Genomic DNA, 17,335 nt, shown 5'->3' on the forward strand with positions numbered 1-17,335 from the left:
CACTTTTTAAAAACAAGACAATCATCATCAAATTCTAAAATTATTTTAAAATGAAACATTTCATAATTATTGTTCTTTTATTTACATCACTTCAAAGCAAAGCACAAAAAGTTTTTAATGTAGATAAAGAATCAAAAAAAGAAAAAATGATTGTATATGGTAGCGATAGTTGCCATAGTTGTTTAGATACAAAAGCTTTTTTAAAAGAAAAAAAAATTAAATTCACGTATTACGATATTGATGTAAATAAAGTAAAGGAACAAGAAATGTTACTAAAACTTCAAAAAAACAATATTTCTATTCATACGTTAAGTTTACCAGTGGTAGATAATAAAGGAGATGTTTTTTTAAACAAAGGTAATCTACAAGAGTTTTTAAAAGTTTTAGCTAAAAAAATAGAAAAAGATGAAAATTAAAAAACCTACACTTAGTTTCTGGCAAATATTTAATATGAATGTTGGTTTTTTAGGCATTCAATTTAGTTTTGGCTTACAGCAAACAGCTGTAAACCCAATCTTCTCTTTTTTAGGAGCAAATCACGAAGATTTACCACTATTAAATTTAGCTGGTCCTGTTACAGGTTTAATTATACAACCTATAATTGGTGCTATTTCAGATAAAACATGGTCTCCAAAATGGGGAAGAAGAAAACCCTTTTTCTTAATTGGAGCTTTAATTGGTAGTTTGTGTTTATTCGCTTTTCCTTACAGTCCATCTTTATGGTTTGCTGTAGGTTTACTTTGGATTTTAGATGTTGGTAACAATATGGCTATGGAACCATACAGGGCATTTGTTGGAGATAAACTACCAAATAAACAATTAAGTTTCGGTTATCAAATGCAAAGTTTATTTGTGGGTGCAGGTATTGTGTTGGCAAACGCATCTATATTTATTTTTCAAGATCAATTTGGTGGTGTAGAAAATGTAGATGAAACTGTAAAAGCAATTCCAAAATGGTTGTATTACTCCTTTTTTATCGGAGCAATTTTATCTGTTGCAACCATACTTTGGTCGGTTTTAAAAACCCCAGAAATTCCTCCTTCAGAAGAAGAATTAAAAGAAATAGAAAAACACAACAAACTATCTTTTGTAAATAGAGTAAAAACGCCTTTTAAAGAAATTGTTAGCGCAATAAAAGACATGCCAAAATTTATGTGGAAGTTAGCTGGTGTGTATCTTTTTCAATGGTATGCCCTATTTATTTACTGGCAATTTATCTCGCCAATGTTCGAAGAAAGTATGGGCTTTAACAAGTCAGAAGCATTAAGTCAAGCAGCAAAAATGAATACAACTTACAATATTTCTACCATTGTTTTTGCATTGGCACTAGTTCCTTTTGCATTAAAATGGGGAGGTAAAAAAGTATATGTACTTAGTTTATTTTTAACAGGTATCGCTATGCTTAGTATTCCAAACATACAAGACCCAACTTTGGCTATTTTACCAATGATTTTATTTGGTATTGGTTGGGCAGCAATGATGGGAATTCCATATTCTATGGTATCTAAAATTGTAATTCAAGAAAGACGTGGTGTATATATGGGGATTTTAAATATGATGATTGTAATCCCAATGGGAATACAAACATTAACTTTTGGACCAATTGTAAAAAACCTTTTAAACAACAGTGCAGTAAATGCTATTTTATTAGGAGGAATCTTTTTTATAATTGCCGCATTTTTAGCATTAAGGCTTAAAGAAACAAAATCAATTACAGAATAAAATTAAGATTCTATTAATACAAGAAATAGATAAAAAGATAAAGAAATTAATTTTGAAAAACAGTAATAAAAACATAGACATTTTATGTGTGGGAGAAGTTTTAGTAGACTTTATAGGCCATCAAAACAATGTGTTAATAAACGAAACTAGAGACTACCACAGATATTTAGGTGGTTCGCCTGCAAACGTAGCTATGAACTGCAAAAGATTGGGTTTATCCTCTACCTTAGTTTCCTCTGTTGGAAATGACGGCTTTGGAGAATACATTTTTAAAAGGTTAGAAGAAATTGGTATCAATACCTCAAATGTTAAAAAATTAGAAAACAAATCTACAAGTGTTATTTTTGTCTCAAAATCTAATGGAACACCCGATTTTATACCTTATAGAAATGCAGATTGTGATATTTCAGAAAATCAAATTACTACTGAAATGTTATCTCAAACAAAAATTTTTCATACAACTTGTTTTGCGCTAAGTAAAAATCCTGCACAAACAACTATACTTAAAAAAGCTGAAGAAGCTCACAAAAAAGGATGCAAATTAAGTATCGATGTCAATTACGCTAAAGAACTCTGGGAAACTAAAGAACAAGCTTTACAAGTAATTAAAAATTATTGTCAATTCAATCCATTAATAAAAATTAGTGAAGATGATATGTTGCGTCTTTTCGAAAAACAACTTCCACATAAAGAAATTTTTGAGTTCTTTCACAATTTAGGGGTAGAAACTGTATGCCTTACACTTGGAAGTAAAGGTGTAAAACTTTCTCAAAAAGGAAAAAATATGATTCAATTACCCGCTATAAAAATAGAAAAAGTAATGGATACCACTGGGGCTGGTGATGCTTTTTGGTCTGGCTTTTTATTTGCTTACATTAAAGCAAAAACTATTGAAGAGTGTTTGCAGATTGCTTTAAAATTAGCCGCTTTAAAACTACAAAACGTAGGTAGATTACCTAACAATATCAATATTTTATCAAAACTTTTATAAGTTTTACTTAAAAATACCTTTTTTATGTCATCAGAAAAAAATACTACTATTTCTAATGGTGTTATGTTAAATGCATATCCAGATAGTATTGGAACAAATTTAAGTGATACTATTAAAATGCTTCAAAAAAAAGATTTTAAAGATGTATTTTCTTTGTTTTATGTGTTACCTACTTTTTTTAATAGCGATTTAGACAGGGGTTTTTCTATTATAGATTACAATCTGAATGATGAATTGGTTTCTAAAAATGATTTAAATGCGTTAGAAAAATTAAAAATCGAATTAAAATTTGATATTGTTCTCAATCATTTATCTGTAAATTCCCCACAATTTAAAGACCTTTTAGAAAAAGGTGATGCATCTAAATACAAAGATTTTTTTATCAATTGGAATACTTTTTGGCAAGAAAACGGAACAAAAAATGAAGACGGAATTGTAATACCAAAAGAAGAATTTCTCAATAAATTATTTATGAGAAAATCTGGATTACCCATTTTAAAAGTTCCTTTTCCAGATGGTACAGAAAAACCATATTGGAACACCTTTTACCAAGAAATAAATTATCATAAAGTAGCTGCAGAAGATTTCATGAAAATTGATGGAATTTCATTATCACAATTAAAAAACATTACCAAAATAATAAATAAAGCTATTGATTCTAAAGAAAGCATAGAAAATATCGATTTTGGAAATTTGAATACGTTTAAAGATGAAATTATTAGAATTACTAACAAAAAAAGAACTTTTTTAGGGCAAATGGATGTCAATGCCAAATCTGAACTGGTTTGGGATTTTTATGAAAAAACCTTGGCAAAAGTAAAAAGTTTTGGGTGTAAAATATTACGCTTAGACGCCTTTGCATATTTGCATAAAGAAATTGGTCAAACCAACTTTTTTAATAAACCTGGTACCTGGAATTATTTAGAAAGAATTAATAAAATAGCTCAGAAAAATGATTTAGTACTACTTCCAGAAATTCATGCAGAATATGGTTTAAAGTTACATAATGAGGTTGCCAAAGAAGGTTATCAAATATATGATTTTTTCTTACCTGGTCTAATGATTCACACTTTAGAAAAAGCATCTAACAAAGCTTTACTTACTTGGGTAAATGAAATTGTAGAAAAAAAACACAAAACAGTAAATATGTTGGGTTGTCATGATGGTATACCTGTTTTAGATTTAAAAGGTAAAAAAGTAAATGGCAAGTATAATAAAGGTTTGTTAGAAGATAACGAGATAGAAACCATTATGGATACCATCATTAAACGTGGCGGAAGAGTTAAAAATTTATATGATCCTTCTGGGAAAAAAATATCCTATTATCAGGTAAATGCTACCTTTTTTAGTGCTTTGGGCGAAGATGAAAAAAAACTATTATTAGCCAGAGCCATTCAATTATTTATGCCTGGTATTCCTCAAGTTTGGTATTTAGATCTCTTTGCAGGTAAAAACAATTATAAAGCTGCAGATAAAGGTGGTAGTGGTGGCCATAAAGAAATAAACAGAACAACACTTTCTAATAGCGATATTGAAGAAGGTTTACAAAAACCAATCGTACAAAATCAACTAAAATTAATGCGGTTAAGAAATACTTCAAAAGCTTTTTCAGGTAGTTTAAACATCAATAATTCTAAAGAAAACGAATTAGATATTTCTTGGCAAAACAACCAAGATTTTGCACATTTAAAAGCCAACTTAACTTCATTAACTTTTTCTATAAGATATTTAGAAAACGATATAATAAAAAAAATGAGGTTTTAATACCAATCTAAACCTATTATTCTTTAGCTATTTCATTTTCTCTTTCATTGAAAACCATATATTTGTAGGCTCAAACCAACAGCAAATTTTATGAGCGATTCTAGAAAAAGACACGAGGCATTAGTATACCACGCAAAACCAAAACCAGGAAAAATAGAGGTTATTCCAACAAAAAAATATGCTACACAGCACGATTTAGCACTGGCATATTCTCCTGGTGTTGCAGAGCCTTGTTTAGAAATTGCAAAAGACAAAAACAACGTTTACAAATACACCTCTAAAGGTAATTTGGTAGCCGTAATTTCTAACGGAACAGCTGTTTTAGGTTTGGGTGATATTGGCGCTGAAGCATCTAAGCCAGTGATGGAAGGAAAAGGGTTGTTATTTAAAATTTTTGCAGACATCGATGTTTTTGATATCGAAGTAGACACCAAAGATGTAGAAAGATTTATAGATACTGTAAAAGCAATTGCGCCTACTTTTGGAGGTATTAATTTAGAAGACATTAAAGCCCCAGAAGCTTTTGAAATAGAAAGAAGATTAAAAGAAGAGTTAGATATTCCTGTAATGCATGATGATCAGCATGGAACAGCAATAATCTCTGCAGCAGCTCTAAAAAACGCAATAGACATTTCTGGCAAAGACATCTCTAATGTAAAAATAGTAGTTAGTGGTGCAGGGGCAGCAGCCATCTCTTGTACAAGATTGTATTTAAAATTAGGTGCAAAGAGAGAAAATGTGGTTATGTGCGATAGCAAAGGGGTTATCAGAAAAGATAGAGATAACTTAACTTCACAAAAAGCAGAATTTGCCACCCATAGAGATTTAAATACTTTAGAAGAAGCCATGCAAAATTCAGATGTATTTATTGGCTTATCTATGGGAAATGTAGTATCTCCAGAAATGCTATTGTCTATGGCAAAAAATCCAATTGTTTTTGCCATGGCAAACCCAATCCCAGAAATAGAATATAACTTAGCCGTTGCCACAAGAGAAGATATTATTATGGCAACAGGTAGATCAGACAATCCAAACCAAGTAAACAATGTATTAGGGTTTCCGTTTATTTTTAGAGGTGCTCTAGATGTTAGAGCAACTAAAATTAACGAAGAAATGAAAATGGCTGCAGTACATGCTTTAGCAGATTTAGCTAAAAAATCAGTACCAGAGCAAGTAAATATTGTGTATGATGAAGTAAGTTTAACCTATGGTAAAGAATACATTATTCCAAAACCATTCGATCCAAGATTAATTTACGAAATACCACCAGCCATTGCCAAAGCTGCAATTGAATCTGGTGTTGCCTTAGAACCCATTACAGATTGGGATAAATATAGAGAAGAATTAATGGAACGTTCGGGTTCTGGTAACAAAGAAATTAGGTTGCTACATAACAGAGCTAAAGGAAATCCAAAAAGTATTGTTTTTGCAGAAGCAGACCATTTAGATGTTTTAAAAGCAGCACAAAGAGTATATGAAGAAGGTTTAGGAAAACCAATCCTTTTAGGACGAAAAGAACTAATTTTAGAATTGAAAGAAGAAATCGGTTTTACTGCTGATGTGCCTATTATAGATCCAAAAACAGATGAAGAAGATGAAAGAAGAAATCGTTTTGGAGAGGTATATTGGAAAAATAGGCAACGTAAAGGACGTACTTTATCTGAAGCTAAAAAATTAATGCGAGAGCGCAATTATTTTGCTGCAATGATGGTAAATCAAGGAGAAGCAGATGCTTTAATTACAGGCTACTCAAGACCTTATCCTTCTGTTGTAAAACCTATGTTAGAGTTGGTCGAAAAAGATAAAGGTGTCTCTAGAATTGCAGCTTGTAATTTAATGTTAACCAAACAAGGTCCTTTATTTTTGGCAGATACAACCATTAATGAAAATCCGTCTTCAAAAGATTTGGCAAAAATTGCTCAAATGACAGGTAATTTTGCTAGTATGTTTGGTATGAAACCTAATATTGCTATGTTGTCTTTTTCTAACTTTGGTTCTTCAAATTCAGAAACATCTAAAAAAATTAGAGAAGCTGTTGCATATACCCATCGTCATTTTCCAAATACTGTGATCGATGGAGAAATACAAGCAGATTTTGCGTTAAACCCAGAAATGTTAGCAAAAGAATTTCCTTTTTCTAAACTAAATGGTAAAAAAGTAAACGTATTAATTTTCCCGAATTTAGAATCTGCAAACATTACATACAAACTACTAAAACAAGTAGACAAAGCAGAATCTATAGGACCCGTAATTTTAGGTTTTGATAAGCCTGTACATATTTTACAATTGGGCGCAAGTGTAGACGAGATGGTAAATATGGTAGCATTAGCCGTTGTAGATGCACAACAAAAAGAAAAGAGGAAAAAAAGGTAAAGGAAACCTAAAGTTAAAAGTGGGGCATTTCAAGTTGAGTATTGAAAATTAGATTTTTACAAATCGTTTTTGGTAAAAAATTATGTTATTTTGCCAATTGTTAAACTAGAAACTTCATCAACAAATAAAAACGGGTACTTTAGAAGCCTGAAAATAATTTATGATTACACAAATTAGAGGAAGATTAGTAGAGAAAAACCCAACAGAAGTGGTTGTAGACTGTAATGGTGTTGGATATTTATTACACATTTCATTAAACACCTTTTCTAGTTTACCAGACAATGAAAATGTAGTGTTATATACACATCTTTCTATTAGAGAAGACGCACACACTCTTTTTGGTTTTATCAATAAAACAGAAAGAGAAGTTTTTAAACTATTAATTTCTGTTTCTGGTGTGGGGCCAAGTATTGCAAGAACGATGTGTTCTTCTATGACTTCAGAAGAAATACAAAATGCCATTGCATCAGAAAATGTACCCTTAATACAATCTGTAAAAGGTATTGGAGCAAAAACTGCGCAAAGAGTAATTGTAGATTTAAAAGATAAAATTTTAAAGACGTTTGATGTAGACGAAGTTTCTGCAACAACAAGCAATACAAACAAAGATGAAGCGTTATCTGCTTTAGAAGTCTTAGGTTTTCAAAGAAAACAGTCAGATAAAATTGTGTCTTCTATCTTAAAACAAGATAAAGACGCCTCTGTAGAGACCATTATTAAATTAGCCTTAAAAAATTTATAATCAAGTGAGTACATTTTTTAAAAGCACTTTATTAGTCTTAACTTTTACGTTAGCAGTACAACTGCCTGCGTTTGCACAACAAAACACTAAAAAAGATAGTATTCGTGTTAAAAACGATTCTATAAAACTACGTTATGACTTTAAAAACACCCAAAAAGGAGGTTTATTTTTAAACGATTTAGCCGAAAAAGTAATCATTTTTGATAAGATTTTAAACAAATATGTTATTGTAGAAAAAATAGGAGATTACTACACAAGAACTCCTATTTATTTAACGCCAAGAGAATACGAAAAATACCGTTTAAAAAGAGACATGTTGCAATACTTTAAAGACAAAGTAAGCGCAACAAATAGTAAGAAAAAAGGTGCTGCAGACGCCCAAAAAGATTTGCTACCAACGTATTATGTTAACAATAAATTTTTTGAAACTATTTTTGGGGGTACAGAAGTAAAAGTTACACCAACTGGTAATTTAAACTTAAAGCTAGGTTTTATTTATCAGAATACAGAAAACCCACAAATTTCAGAAGAAAACAGAAGCAACTTTACTTTTGATTTTGATCAGCAAATAAACGCAAGTATTCGTGCAAAAGTGGGCGAACGCTTAGAATTTACTGCCAATTACGATACACAAGCTTCTTTTGACTTTCAAAACTTAGTAAAAATAGGTTTTACACCTACAGAAGACGATATTATACAAGGTTTAGAAGCAGGTAACGTTTCTATGCCCATTAAAAACTCTTTAATAAATGGTGCACAAAGTTTATTTGGGGTAAAAACAGATTTAAAGTTTGGAAATACAAACATAACAGCCGTTTTTTCTCAACAAAATTCAGAAAGTAAAACTGTGGTTGCAGAAGGTGGTGCCTCTATACAACCTTTCGAATTAAGAACTACAGATTATGATAACGATAGACACTTTTTCTTATCGCAATATTTTATAGATAATTATGCCAATTCGCTTGAAAATTATCCACTCATAAACAGTCCTATAAATATTACCAGAATAGAAGTTTGGATAACCAACAGAAATTCTAGTACAGAAGATTTTAGAAGTATCGTTGCCTTTGCAGATATTGGCGAGTCTGTTTCTAATGTTTTAGTAGATGAGAATGGTGTAGTTTTAAACCCATCTATAACGCAAGCACAAGTTTCTGGCAATAATTTACCTTTTAATGGGGCTAATAGAATTGGTACAGAAATTATTCCTGCTGGTGGCATTAGAGATGTATCTAGTATAGATGCTTCTTTAGCACCTTATAATATGCAAAATGGTACCAATTATTCTGTATTAGAAAATGCCAGAAAATTAGAGCAAAATGAATATCGATTAAACAGTCAGTTAGGGTTTATTTCTTTAAACAGAAGATTAAATGACGGTGAAGTTTTAGCTGTTGCTTATGAATATACAGTAGCTGGTAATGTAAATGGAAGTAGTAAAAATTCTTTTAAAGTTGGAGAGTTTTCTAATGATGGTATCCAAGCACCCAACAATTTAGCAGTAAAATTGTTACGTAGCGAAATTTTACAAACCAAAAGACCAGATGGAAATGGTGGTGAAGAATCTTTTCCAACTTGGCGTTTAATGATGAAAAACGTATATGCTTTAGGCGCGTTTCCTTTAACACAAAATGGTTTTCGTTTCGAAATACAATATAGAGATGACCAAACAGGTATCCCTTCTAATGTGTTACAAAACGCACAAACCCCAGGTATACCTAACAAACCATTATTACAGGTTTTAAATTTAGATCAGTTAGATCAAAGTCAGGCAAGAGAACCTGATGGTTTTTTCGATTATGTAGAAGGTATTACTGTAAATTCTGCAAACGGTTTTGTGTTTTTCCCAGAACCAGAACCTTTTGGTAACGATTTAGCAGATAGATTAACAAACCCTGCAGATGATATTTATTTATTTAAAGAATTATATTTAAACACAAAAATCAACATCAAAAATAACTTTCAAAATAAAGATAAATACTTTTTAAAAGGATATTTTAAATCAGAAAATTCAGGAGGTATCCCAATTGGAGCTTTTAACGTACCTAGAGGTTCTGTTAGAGTTACAGCTGGGGGAAGGCAATTGGTAGAAGGTATAGATTATGTGGTAGATTATCAATTAGGTCGTGTACAAATTATAGACCCAGGTTTACAAGCTTCTGGCGTACCTATTAGTGTTTCTACAGAAAATAATGCTGTTTTTAATCAACAAAGAAAAACCTTTTTTGGAGTAGATGTAGAACATAAATTTTCTGAAGATTTCGTTGTTGGGGCTACTTTTTTAAATGTAGAAGAAAGGCCTTTAACGCCCAAAATAAATTTTGGTTCAGACCCTATAAATAATACCATGTTAGGGTTTAATTTTGATTATTCTACAGAAGTACCGTTTTTTACAAAATTAGCAAACAAATTACCTTTTGTAGATACAGATGCACCTTCTAACCTATCTGTAAGAGCAGATATGGCTTACTTAATTCCTGGTACACCAAGTGGTATTGATGTAGCTGGTGCTGCAACTTCTTATATAGACGATTTTGAAGCATCACAAGTGCCTATTAGTTTATTATCTCCTCTAGATTGGTATGAAGCAAGTACACCTAAATATTTTCCTAATTTTAATGGAGAAAGAGACGATTTGTCCTACAATTACAAAAGAGCAAAATTAGCTTGGTACAGTGTAGATCAAATTTTTTATGGTATTGGCGAAACACCTGCAAGTATAGATGCAGATGAGCTTTCTAGAGCAGAAACTAGACAAATTAATTTCGGAGAATTATTTCCGAACATACAATTAGATATTACACAAAACTCTTTAGTTAGAACTTTAGATTTAGCCTATTTTCCACAAGAAAGAGGTTCTTATAATTTTGATCCATCTGCAAGCATACAAGATGGTAAAGTAACCTTACCCAACCCAGAAAGTAGATGGGCAGGTATTACAAGACCTTTAACTACCAATAATTTTGACCAAGCAAACGTAGAATACATTCAGTTTTGGATTATGGATCCTTACCAAAACTATTCGCTTACAGCAGAAGAAGGTTTACCACAAGGTATAGATCCAAACAATCCAATAAATCAAGTTGGAGATTTATACATCAACTTAGGAAACATTTCTGAAGACGTTTTAAAAGACAACCGTAAAATGTACGAAAACGGTTTACCAGAAGATGGTTTAAAGGTTCCTGGTAGCAATATTAACAATACTATTTGGGGTGATGTACCAAGAAATCCATCAATAATTTACGCATTTAATGAGCAAGATGCTGCCAGAACAAACCAAGATACTGGTTTTGATGGTTTAAATGATGATGAAGAAAAAAACCTTACAGGTATTGGGCAATATGCAACTTTAGATGATCCTGCAGCAGACAATTTTCAGTTTTTTAGAGGTGGTAATTTAGACGCCATAAATGCATCACTAATAAAAAGATATAAAGATTACAACAATACACAAGGCAACTCGCCCACTTTAAATCAGGGTGGAGAACCTTACCCAACATCGTCTACAACTTACCCAGATGTAGAAGATATTAATAGAGACCAAACCATGAATACTGTAGAGAGTTATTATGAATATAAAATTCCTCTAGACAGAAGTAGCTTAAGAAAAGGCTTTGGTTATGTAGTGGATGAAAAAACAACCAATGTAACTCTAGAAAACGGAAATACCCAACAAAGTAAATGGTATCAATTTAGAGTACCTGTTAGAAGTGGGACTCCAATTAATGGTATTTCAGATTTTAATAGCATTCGTTTTATGAGAATGTTTTTAACCAACTTTAAAATGCCTGTTGTAATTCGTTTTGGCGAGTTAGATTTGGTACGTGGAGATTGGAGACGTTATGTGAGAACATTAGACCCAGCTGAAAACCCTGATAGAGAATTAACACAAGACGAATTAAACGATTTTGAAGTAGGTGTTGTAAGTATAGAACAAAATGAAGGTAGCTATACACAACCACCAGGAATAGAAAGAGAGCGTTTACAAGGTAGTACAACTGTACAATTGCAAAACGAACAATCTGTAACTTTAAAAGTAAACAGATTAGAAACAGATAAAATACGTGCCATTTATAAAAACATTAGCATCGATTTAAGACGTTTTAAACGATTAAAAATGTTTATGCACTTGCAAGAAAACCAAGGGGAATCTGGTCTAAATGATAGTGATCTTTCTGCAATAATTAGATTAGGTACAGATTTAAATGAAAACTTTTATCAATTAGAATTACCATTATCAGTAACTAGAAACGGCACATCTGCCATAGAAATTTGGCCAGAAGCCAATAATTTAGACGCTTTTTTAGAATCTTTTGGTTTGGTTAAACTAGAAAGAGATGCTTTAGGGCCAACAGTTGCACCTATAAATGAATTGTACACCTCTACAAGTCAAGACGCCAGTTTACCTTACACCATTAGTGTAAAAGGAAATCCAACTTTAGCACAATTGAGAACCATTATGTTAGGTTTAAAAAACACCTCACTAACACCAAAAAGTGGAGAGGTTTGGTTTAATGAGTTACGATCTGCAGATTTTGACAACGATGGTGGTTGGGCTGCAGTAGTAAATGCAGATGCAAATTTTGCAGATGTTGCCAATGTAGCTTTAGCAGGTAGTATGTCTACCATTGGTTTTGGTAATGTAGAAGATAGGGTAAATCAACGTAGTTTAGATGAAACTAAACAATATGACATTGCTACAACAGTAAATTTAGGAAAGGTATTAACGCCAACAAATTGGGGCATACAATTGCCTATGAGTTATAGTATTGGCGAGAAGTTTATAGATCCAAAATTTGACCCACAGTACCAAGATGTTACCTTGGCAGATGCTTTAGAGCAAAATCCAAATAGTGAGTTTTCTAGAGACTATACCAAAAGAACGAGTATTAGTTTTATGAATGTTAAGAAGAATAGAAATCCTAATTCTACTAAAAAACCAAGGTTTTACGATGTCGAAAATTTAACAGTTTCTTACGCTCATAACAAAGAGTTTCATAGAGACTATAACATACAAAAATATATTAATGAAAATGTAACTGCAGGCGCAACTTACAATTATAATTTTCAAGGAAAACCAATAGAGCCATTTAAAAATGTTGGTTTCTTAAAAAGTAAATATCTTAAGCTTTTTAAAGATTTTAATTTTAATCCTGTGCCAACCACAATAGGTATAAACTCTAGAATTAATAGAAATTATACAGAGCAACAATCTAGAAATTTAGTTGCAGGTTTATCAGATCAACCAAAATTAACACAACGTAGGTTTTTATTTGATTGGGATTATACAGTTGGTTTCGATTTAACAAAATCTCTAACCCTTAACTTTAACGCTACCAACAGCTATATTTACGATACTTTTGGGAATACTGATGATATTCAAATATTTGACGAATTTTTTAACACTGGTAGAGCAAACCATTATCATCAAAAATTAAATGGTACTTACCAATTGCCTATAGATAAATTACCTTTTTTAAGTTGGGTAAAAGCAGATTACGCCTACACTGCAGATTTTGATTGGCAAGCTGCTGCACAAAGTGAAATTAACATTAATGGTGTAGATGTACCTTATGTAGATTTAGTAGGTAACGTATTACAAAATGCAAATACACATAATTTAAATACCACATTTACATTTGAGCGCTTTTATAAAAGTTTAGGTTTTGAAAAACTATTAATGACTAAAACCAAACGTAGAAACTCAAAAGGTATTTCAGAAAATGATTTACCAGCTGCACCAGGAAGAACTAACAAAAAGAAAAAATTACCTTTAGGAAAACAAATCTTAAAAAGTGTGTATGATGTAGTAACGTCTGTTAAACAAGGTAAAATAAGTTACTCAGAAAATAATGGACAATTTTTACCTGGTTATTCAGAAGGTGTTGGTTTTTTAGGAGGCGCACCCAGTTCTTTTGCTTTTGGTAGCCAAGTAGATATTAGAACAAAAGCTTTAGAAAACGGTTGGTTAGTAGGCCCAAGAGATCCTAATAACGATGATTACTACAACAAAACATACAGCAGAACACACTACAACAAACTAGATTATACTTTTACTGTTAAACCATTTAAAGATTTTAATATTGATGTAAGAGGAAATAAAATACAAACAAGAGATTTATCGCAACAATTAGATGTTATAGAAAACGGAACAACAAATGGTGCTTTAGACTTTAGTGCGCCTGCTTTTGAAACAGGTAATTTTAGTTCAAGTTACTCTATGATTGGTACTGCTTTTAAAGATGGTGATGCTTTATTTAACACTATGAGAAGCTACAGAGCAGCAATTGCGACTAGATTAGCTACAGAAACAGGAAATCCAGTTTCTGGTTATGGAGAAAACAGTCAGCAAGTATTGTTGCCAGCATTTATGGCTGCATATTCTGGTAGCAGTCCAGACAAAGTAAATACTGGTTTGTTTAGAAATATACCCATACCAAACTGGACTTTACGTTATAACGGATTAATGAAATTCGATTTCTTTAAAAAGAATTTTAGCAACTTTGTAGTGACGCATGGCTACAAATCATCATACACCATTTCTAGTTTTACAAACAACTTACAATTTGATAGTGCAAACCCAACTGCCACAAATTCAGCAGGTAATTTTGAACCTCAATTATTAATATCATCTGCAACTTTAGTAGACGAATTTTCTCCTTTAGTAAAAGTAGATATGAAAATGAAAAACTCTTTTTCTTTTAGAGGAGAAGTAAAAAGAGATAGAACTTTAACCATGAATTTTAACAATAGTACCCTAACTGATATTAAAGGTACAGAATACATATTTGGTTTAGGTTATGTTTTTAAAGATGTAAAGGTAAATACACGTTTTACAGGAAAGAAAACCACTTTAAAAGGCGATATTAATTTAAGAGGAGATATTTCTTTAAGAGATAATTTAACACAAATTAGAGCTGTAGACGAAGATAATAACCAAATTAGTGGTGGTCAAAGATTATTTTCTATTAAATTTACCGCAGATTATAGATTAAGTAATAGTTTAACAGCTTCTTTTTATTATAATCATCAAACATCTAGGTATGCTATATCTACCACTTTTCCAAGACAAGCAATAAATGGTGGGTTTAACATTATCTATAATTTAGGAGGAAACTAATCAATTAAAAATAAAATTAAAAATGAATATTCCAGCAGAATTAAAATATACAAAAGACCACGAGTGGATTAAAATTGAAGGCAACATTGCAACAGTGGGTATTACAGACTTTGCACAAGGTGAGTTAGGTGATATTGTTTATGTAGATGTAGATACCTTAGATGATACTGTAGAAGAAGGTGAAGTTTTTGGCTCTGTAGAAGCTGTAAAAACAGTTTCTGATTTATTTATGCCCTTAACTGGAGAAGTAACAGCATTTAACGAAGCTCTAGAAGACGAACCTGAATTAGTAAACTCAGATCCTTATAATAAAGGTTGGATGATTAAACTAGAAATTTCTGAAAGTTCTCAAATAGATGATTTATTAGATGCAGAAGCATATAAAACCCTTATTGAAGGATAAAATTTTTATAATTGCCATTTTGGTAAGCATTAGTATTCTCTATTTAAGTTTAATAAAAATGCCAAAATACGATGTGGAATTTAACCACTTAGACAAATGGCAGCACACATTTGCTTATTTTACATTAGCAATTTGCTGGTTGTTTGCACTTTATAAAAAAACAAATAAATACTTTATTGTTTTTGGTTGCATAATTTTTGGCATAATTATTGAAATTTTACAAAGCACAGTAACAAATTATAGAACAGGAGATTCCTTAGATGTAGTTGCAAATTCTATAGGCGTAATTATTGGTTTATTGTTTTTTAATCAGATTTCTAAAAAAAATCTGCTTAATTAACAAAAAGACTTGTATTTAACTCAATAATTTAATTAAATTAGCGAACTATTTAAAACTCTTTTACATGGAAATAAAGAAAAACCCAAAATCGAACTTAGAAAATTACAGTAAAATATTTTTACAAATAGGTCTAGTATTGGCTTTATTTGTAACATATGCTGCAATAGAAAAGAAAACGTACGATAAAATTATTGGAGACTTAGGTGTTGTAAATATGAATGCAGAAATGGAAGAAGAAATTCCAATTACTGAAAGAGTAGAACCCGTAAAACCAAAAACGCCACCACCACCAACTCCAGAAAAAATTGAAGTTGTTGAAGATGAGAAGGAAGTAGAAGAAACAGTTATTGAATCTACAGAAACAGACGAAACAGAAGCCGTAGAAGTAGAAGAAATTGTAGAGATTGTAGAGGAAGAAGAAGTTGTAGAGGATGTAAACTTTATGATTATTGAAGACTCTCCCGTATTTCCTGGCTGTAAGGGAAATAAAAGTCAATTAAAAGACTGTTTTAATAAAAAAGTGCAAAAACACTTCTCAAGAAAATTTGATGTAGACTTGCCAAATGAGTTAGGTTTATCACCAGGTAAAAAAAGAGTTTTTATTGGTTTTAAAATTGATAATAAAGGTAATATTGTAAATGTTAGAGCAAGAGGACCACACCCAAAAATTGAACAAGAAGTTATTAAAGTAATGAAGTTGCTTCCAAAAATGAAACCAGGAAGACAAAGAGGAAAACCAGTTGGCGTTAGCTACAACATTCCTTTCTCTTTATTAGTAGAATAACAAAAAAATATTAAATTTAAAAAAAGCTTAGAAATTCTCTAAGCTTTTTTTTTGCTTTAAATTCTAATAGGTAATAAATAGTATTAGTTTTACTAATTGTATTACTTATAAATGCAATCAACCAGATAAAACAAATAAAATCCTTTGGAAATACGAATTTTAAAATAGCGCCAAATCAAACTAAAGACATTTTATATATTTTTTTAAACCAACAAGTCATCTAATAAGGATGCAGGTAATAAAATAACTTTGATTATATTTAAGAGTTACCCTACTCTTATGTGATCTATGTAAATCAATTAAGAAAAAGTATAAACGCCAATGAAAATAGTGTTTACAAAAAATGCATCACCTAAAATGCTTATGGAAAATTAATTGGGAAATCTTTTGATAAAAATTGAAGATGGTATTGCTAAAGTTTGTTTATTATAGAAGATAACAACGAGATAAAACATACTTTCACGAGCAATAATAGCGATTTTGAGATAATAATCCTTGTAAATAATCAAAATAATACAACCACATAGAAACGAATAATATCATTGCTTTAAGATAAATATTAGTGATATTTAAACCCAAAAAAACTCCAAACTAATTGTCTGGAGTTTTTTTAATGATAATTTCGTTTCGTTTATTTATTGGATGCTAATTTAGTATCAGATTTCCATAAATTTACGTTTTCTATACTATTGTTATTGTAAGTAATTTCTTTTAGGGAATCATCAGACCAAATAAACCATTTACCAGTCTTTTTTCCTTCTTTGTAAAACGCTAATTGCGTTTTATTTCCCTTTTTATCAAAGCGAGTCCATTTTCCTGTAAGCTTTTTATCTTTAAAATATCCTTGTGTGCTAATAGCACCGTCTTCGTAATAATAAGTAGCTTTTACTAAATCACCCTCTGCTTCAAAAGTAGGATTTTTAGTTTCTTGAGAATATCCTATTGCAGCAATACAAAAAACAGCTATTGTAAGTAAATTTTTCATAATTTTTATTTTTAGGGTTTACATTATAGTTACAAATATATAAATTTTATAACAATTTACAAACATTTTGGTAACATTAAATTAACATTAAAAAATAATAAGACAAAA

The 17,335-nt window shown here is 30.9% G+C and carries 11 protein-coding genes; 10 read left to right on the top strand and 1 reads right to left on the bottom strand.

What is annotated here, in order from left to right:
* Positions 1-50: 50 nt before the first annotated feature.
* The 10 genes from AC2D6T_RS01010 to AC2D6T_RS01055 all read left to right on the top strand — a co-directional run bounded on the left by AC2D6T_RS01010 (position 51) and on the right by AC2D6T_RS01055 (position 16,242).
* On the top strand, positions 51-416 hold the full coding sequence (locus tag AC2D6T_RS01010) for a glutaredoxin family protein (protein ID WP_298946310.1): 366 nt from the start codon (positions 51-53) through the stop codon (positions 414-416).
* The gene (locus AC2D6T_RS01015; protein WP_484680161.1) at positions 406-1,722 is read left to right on the top strand and encodes an MFS transporter; all 1,317 of its coding nucleotides are present in this window, start codon (positions 406-408) and stop codon (positions 1,720-1,722) included. Before AC2D6T_RS01010 ends, AC2D6T_RS01015 begins: the two co-directional genes overlap by 11 nt.
* A 52-nt stretch (positions 1,723-1,774) precedes the next feature.
* The gene (locus AC2D6T_RS01020) at positions 1,775-2,713 is read left to right on the top strand and encodes a carbohydrate kinase family protein (RefSeq protein ID WP_484680162.1); all 939 of its coding nucleotides are present in this window, start codon (positions 1,775-1,777) and stop codon (positions 2,711-2,713) included.
* Between the two features lie 24 nt (positions 2,714-2,737).
* Complete coding sequence (locus AC2D6T_RS01025; protein WP_484680163.1) at positions 2,738-4,477, top strand: alpha-amylase family protein; 1,740 nt, start codon at positions 2,738-2,740, stop codon at positions 4,475-4,477.
* 90 nt (positions 4,478-4,567) lie between these two features.
* The gene (locus AC2D6T_RS01030; RefSeq protein WP_484680164.1) at positions 4,568-6,850 is read left to right on the top strand and encodes an NADP-dependent malic enzyme; all 2,283 of its coding nucleotides are present in this window, start codon (positions 4,568-4,570) and stop codon (positions 6,848-6,850) included.
* 160 nt (positions 6,851-7,010) lie between these two features.
* The gene (ruvA, locus tag AC2D6T_RS01035) at positions 7,011-7,592 is read left to right on the top strand and encodes a Holliday junction branch migration protein RuvA (protein ID WP_298946320.1); all 582 of its coding nucleotides are present in this window, start codon (positions 7,011-7,013) and stop codon (positions 7,590-7,592) included.
* Positions 7,593-7,596: 4 nt separating this feature from the next.
* Positions 7,597-14,715, top strand: a complete 7,119-nt coding sequence (sov, locus tag AC2D6T_RS01040; RefSeq protein ID WP_484680165.1) for a T9SS outer membrane translocon Sov/SprA — start codon at positions 7,597-7,599, stop codon at positions 14,713-14,715.
* Between the two features lie 22 nt (positions 14,716-14,737).
* Positions 14,738-15,118: a glycine cleavage system protein GcvH gene (gene gcvH, locus AC2D6T_RS01045; protein WP_438989634.1), complete on the top strand. Its 381-nt coding sequence runs from the start codon at positions 14,738-14,740 to the stop codon at positions 15,116-15,118.
* 58 nt (positions 15,119-15,176) lie between these two features.
* The gene (locus tag AC2D6T_RS01050; RefSeq protein WP_438989635.1) at positions 15,177-15,458 is read left to right on the top strand and encodes a VanZ family protein; all 282 of its coding nucleotides are present in this window, start codon (positions 15,177-15,179) and stop codon (positions 15,456-15,458) included.
* Positions 15,459-15,522: 64 nt separating this feature from the next.
* Complete coding sequence (locus tag AC2D6T_RS01055; protein WP_438989636.1) at positions 15,523-16,242, top strand: energy transducer TonB; 720 nt, start codon at positions 15,523-15,525, stop codon at positions 16,240-16,242.
* Between the two features lie 631 nt (positions 16,243-16,873).
* Here the strand turns inward: AC2D6T_RS01055 and AC2D6T_RS01060 are convergent.
* Complete coding sequence (locus AC2D6T_RS01060; RefSeq protein WP_298946332.1) at positions 16,874-17,227, bottom strand: toxin-antitoxin system YwqK family antitoxin; 354 nt, start codon at positions 17,225-17,227, stop codon at positions 16,874-16,876.
* Positions 17,228-17,335: the final 108 nt, after the last annotated feature.

The sequence above is a fragment of the Polaribacter sp. YIW18 genome (assembly GCF_057219325.1).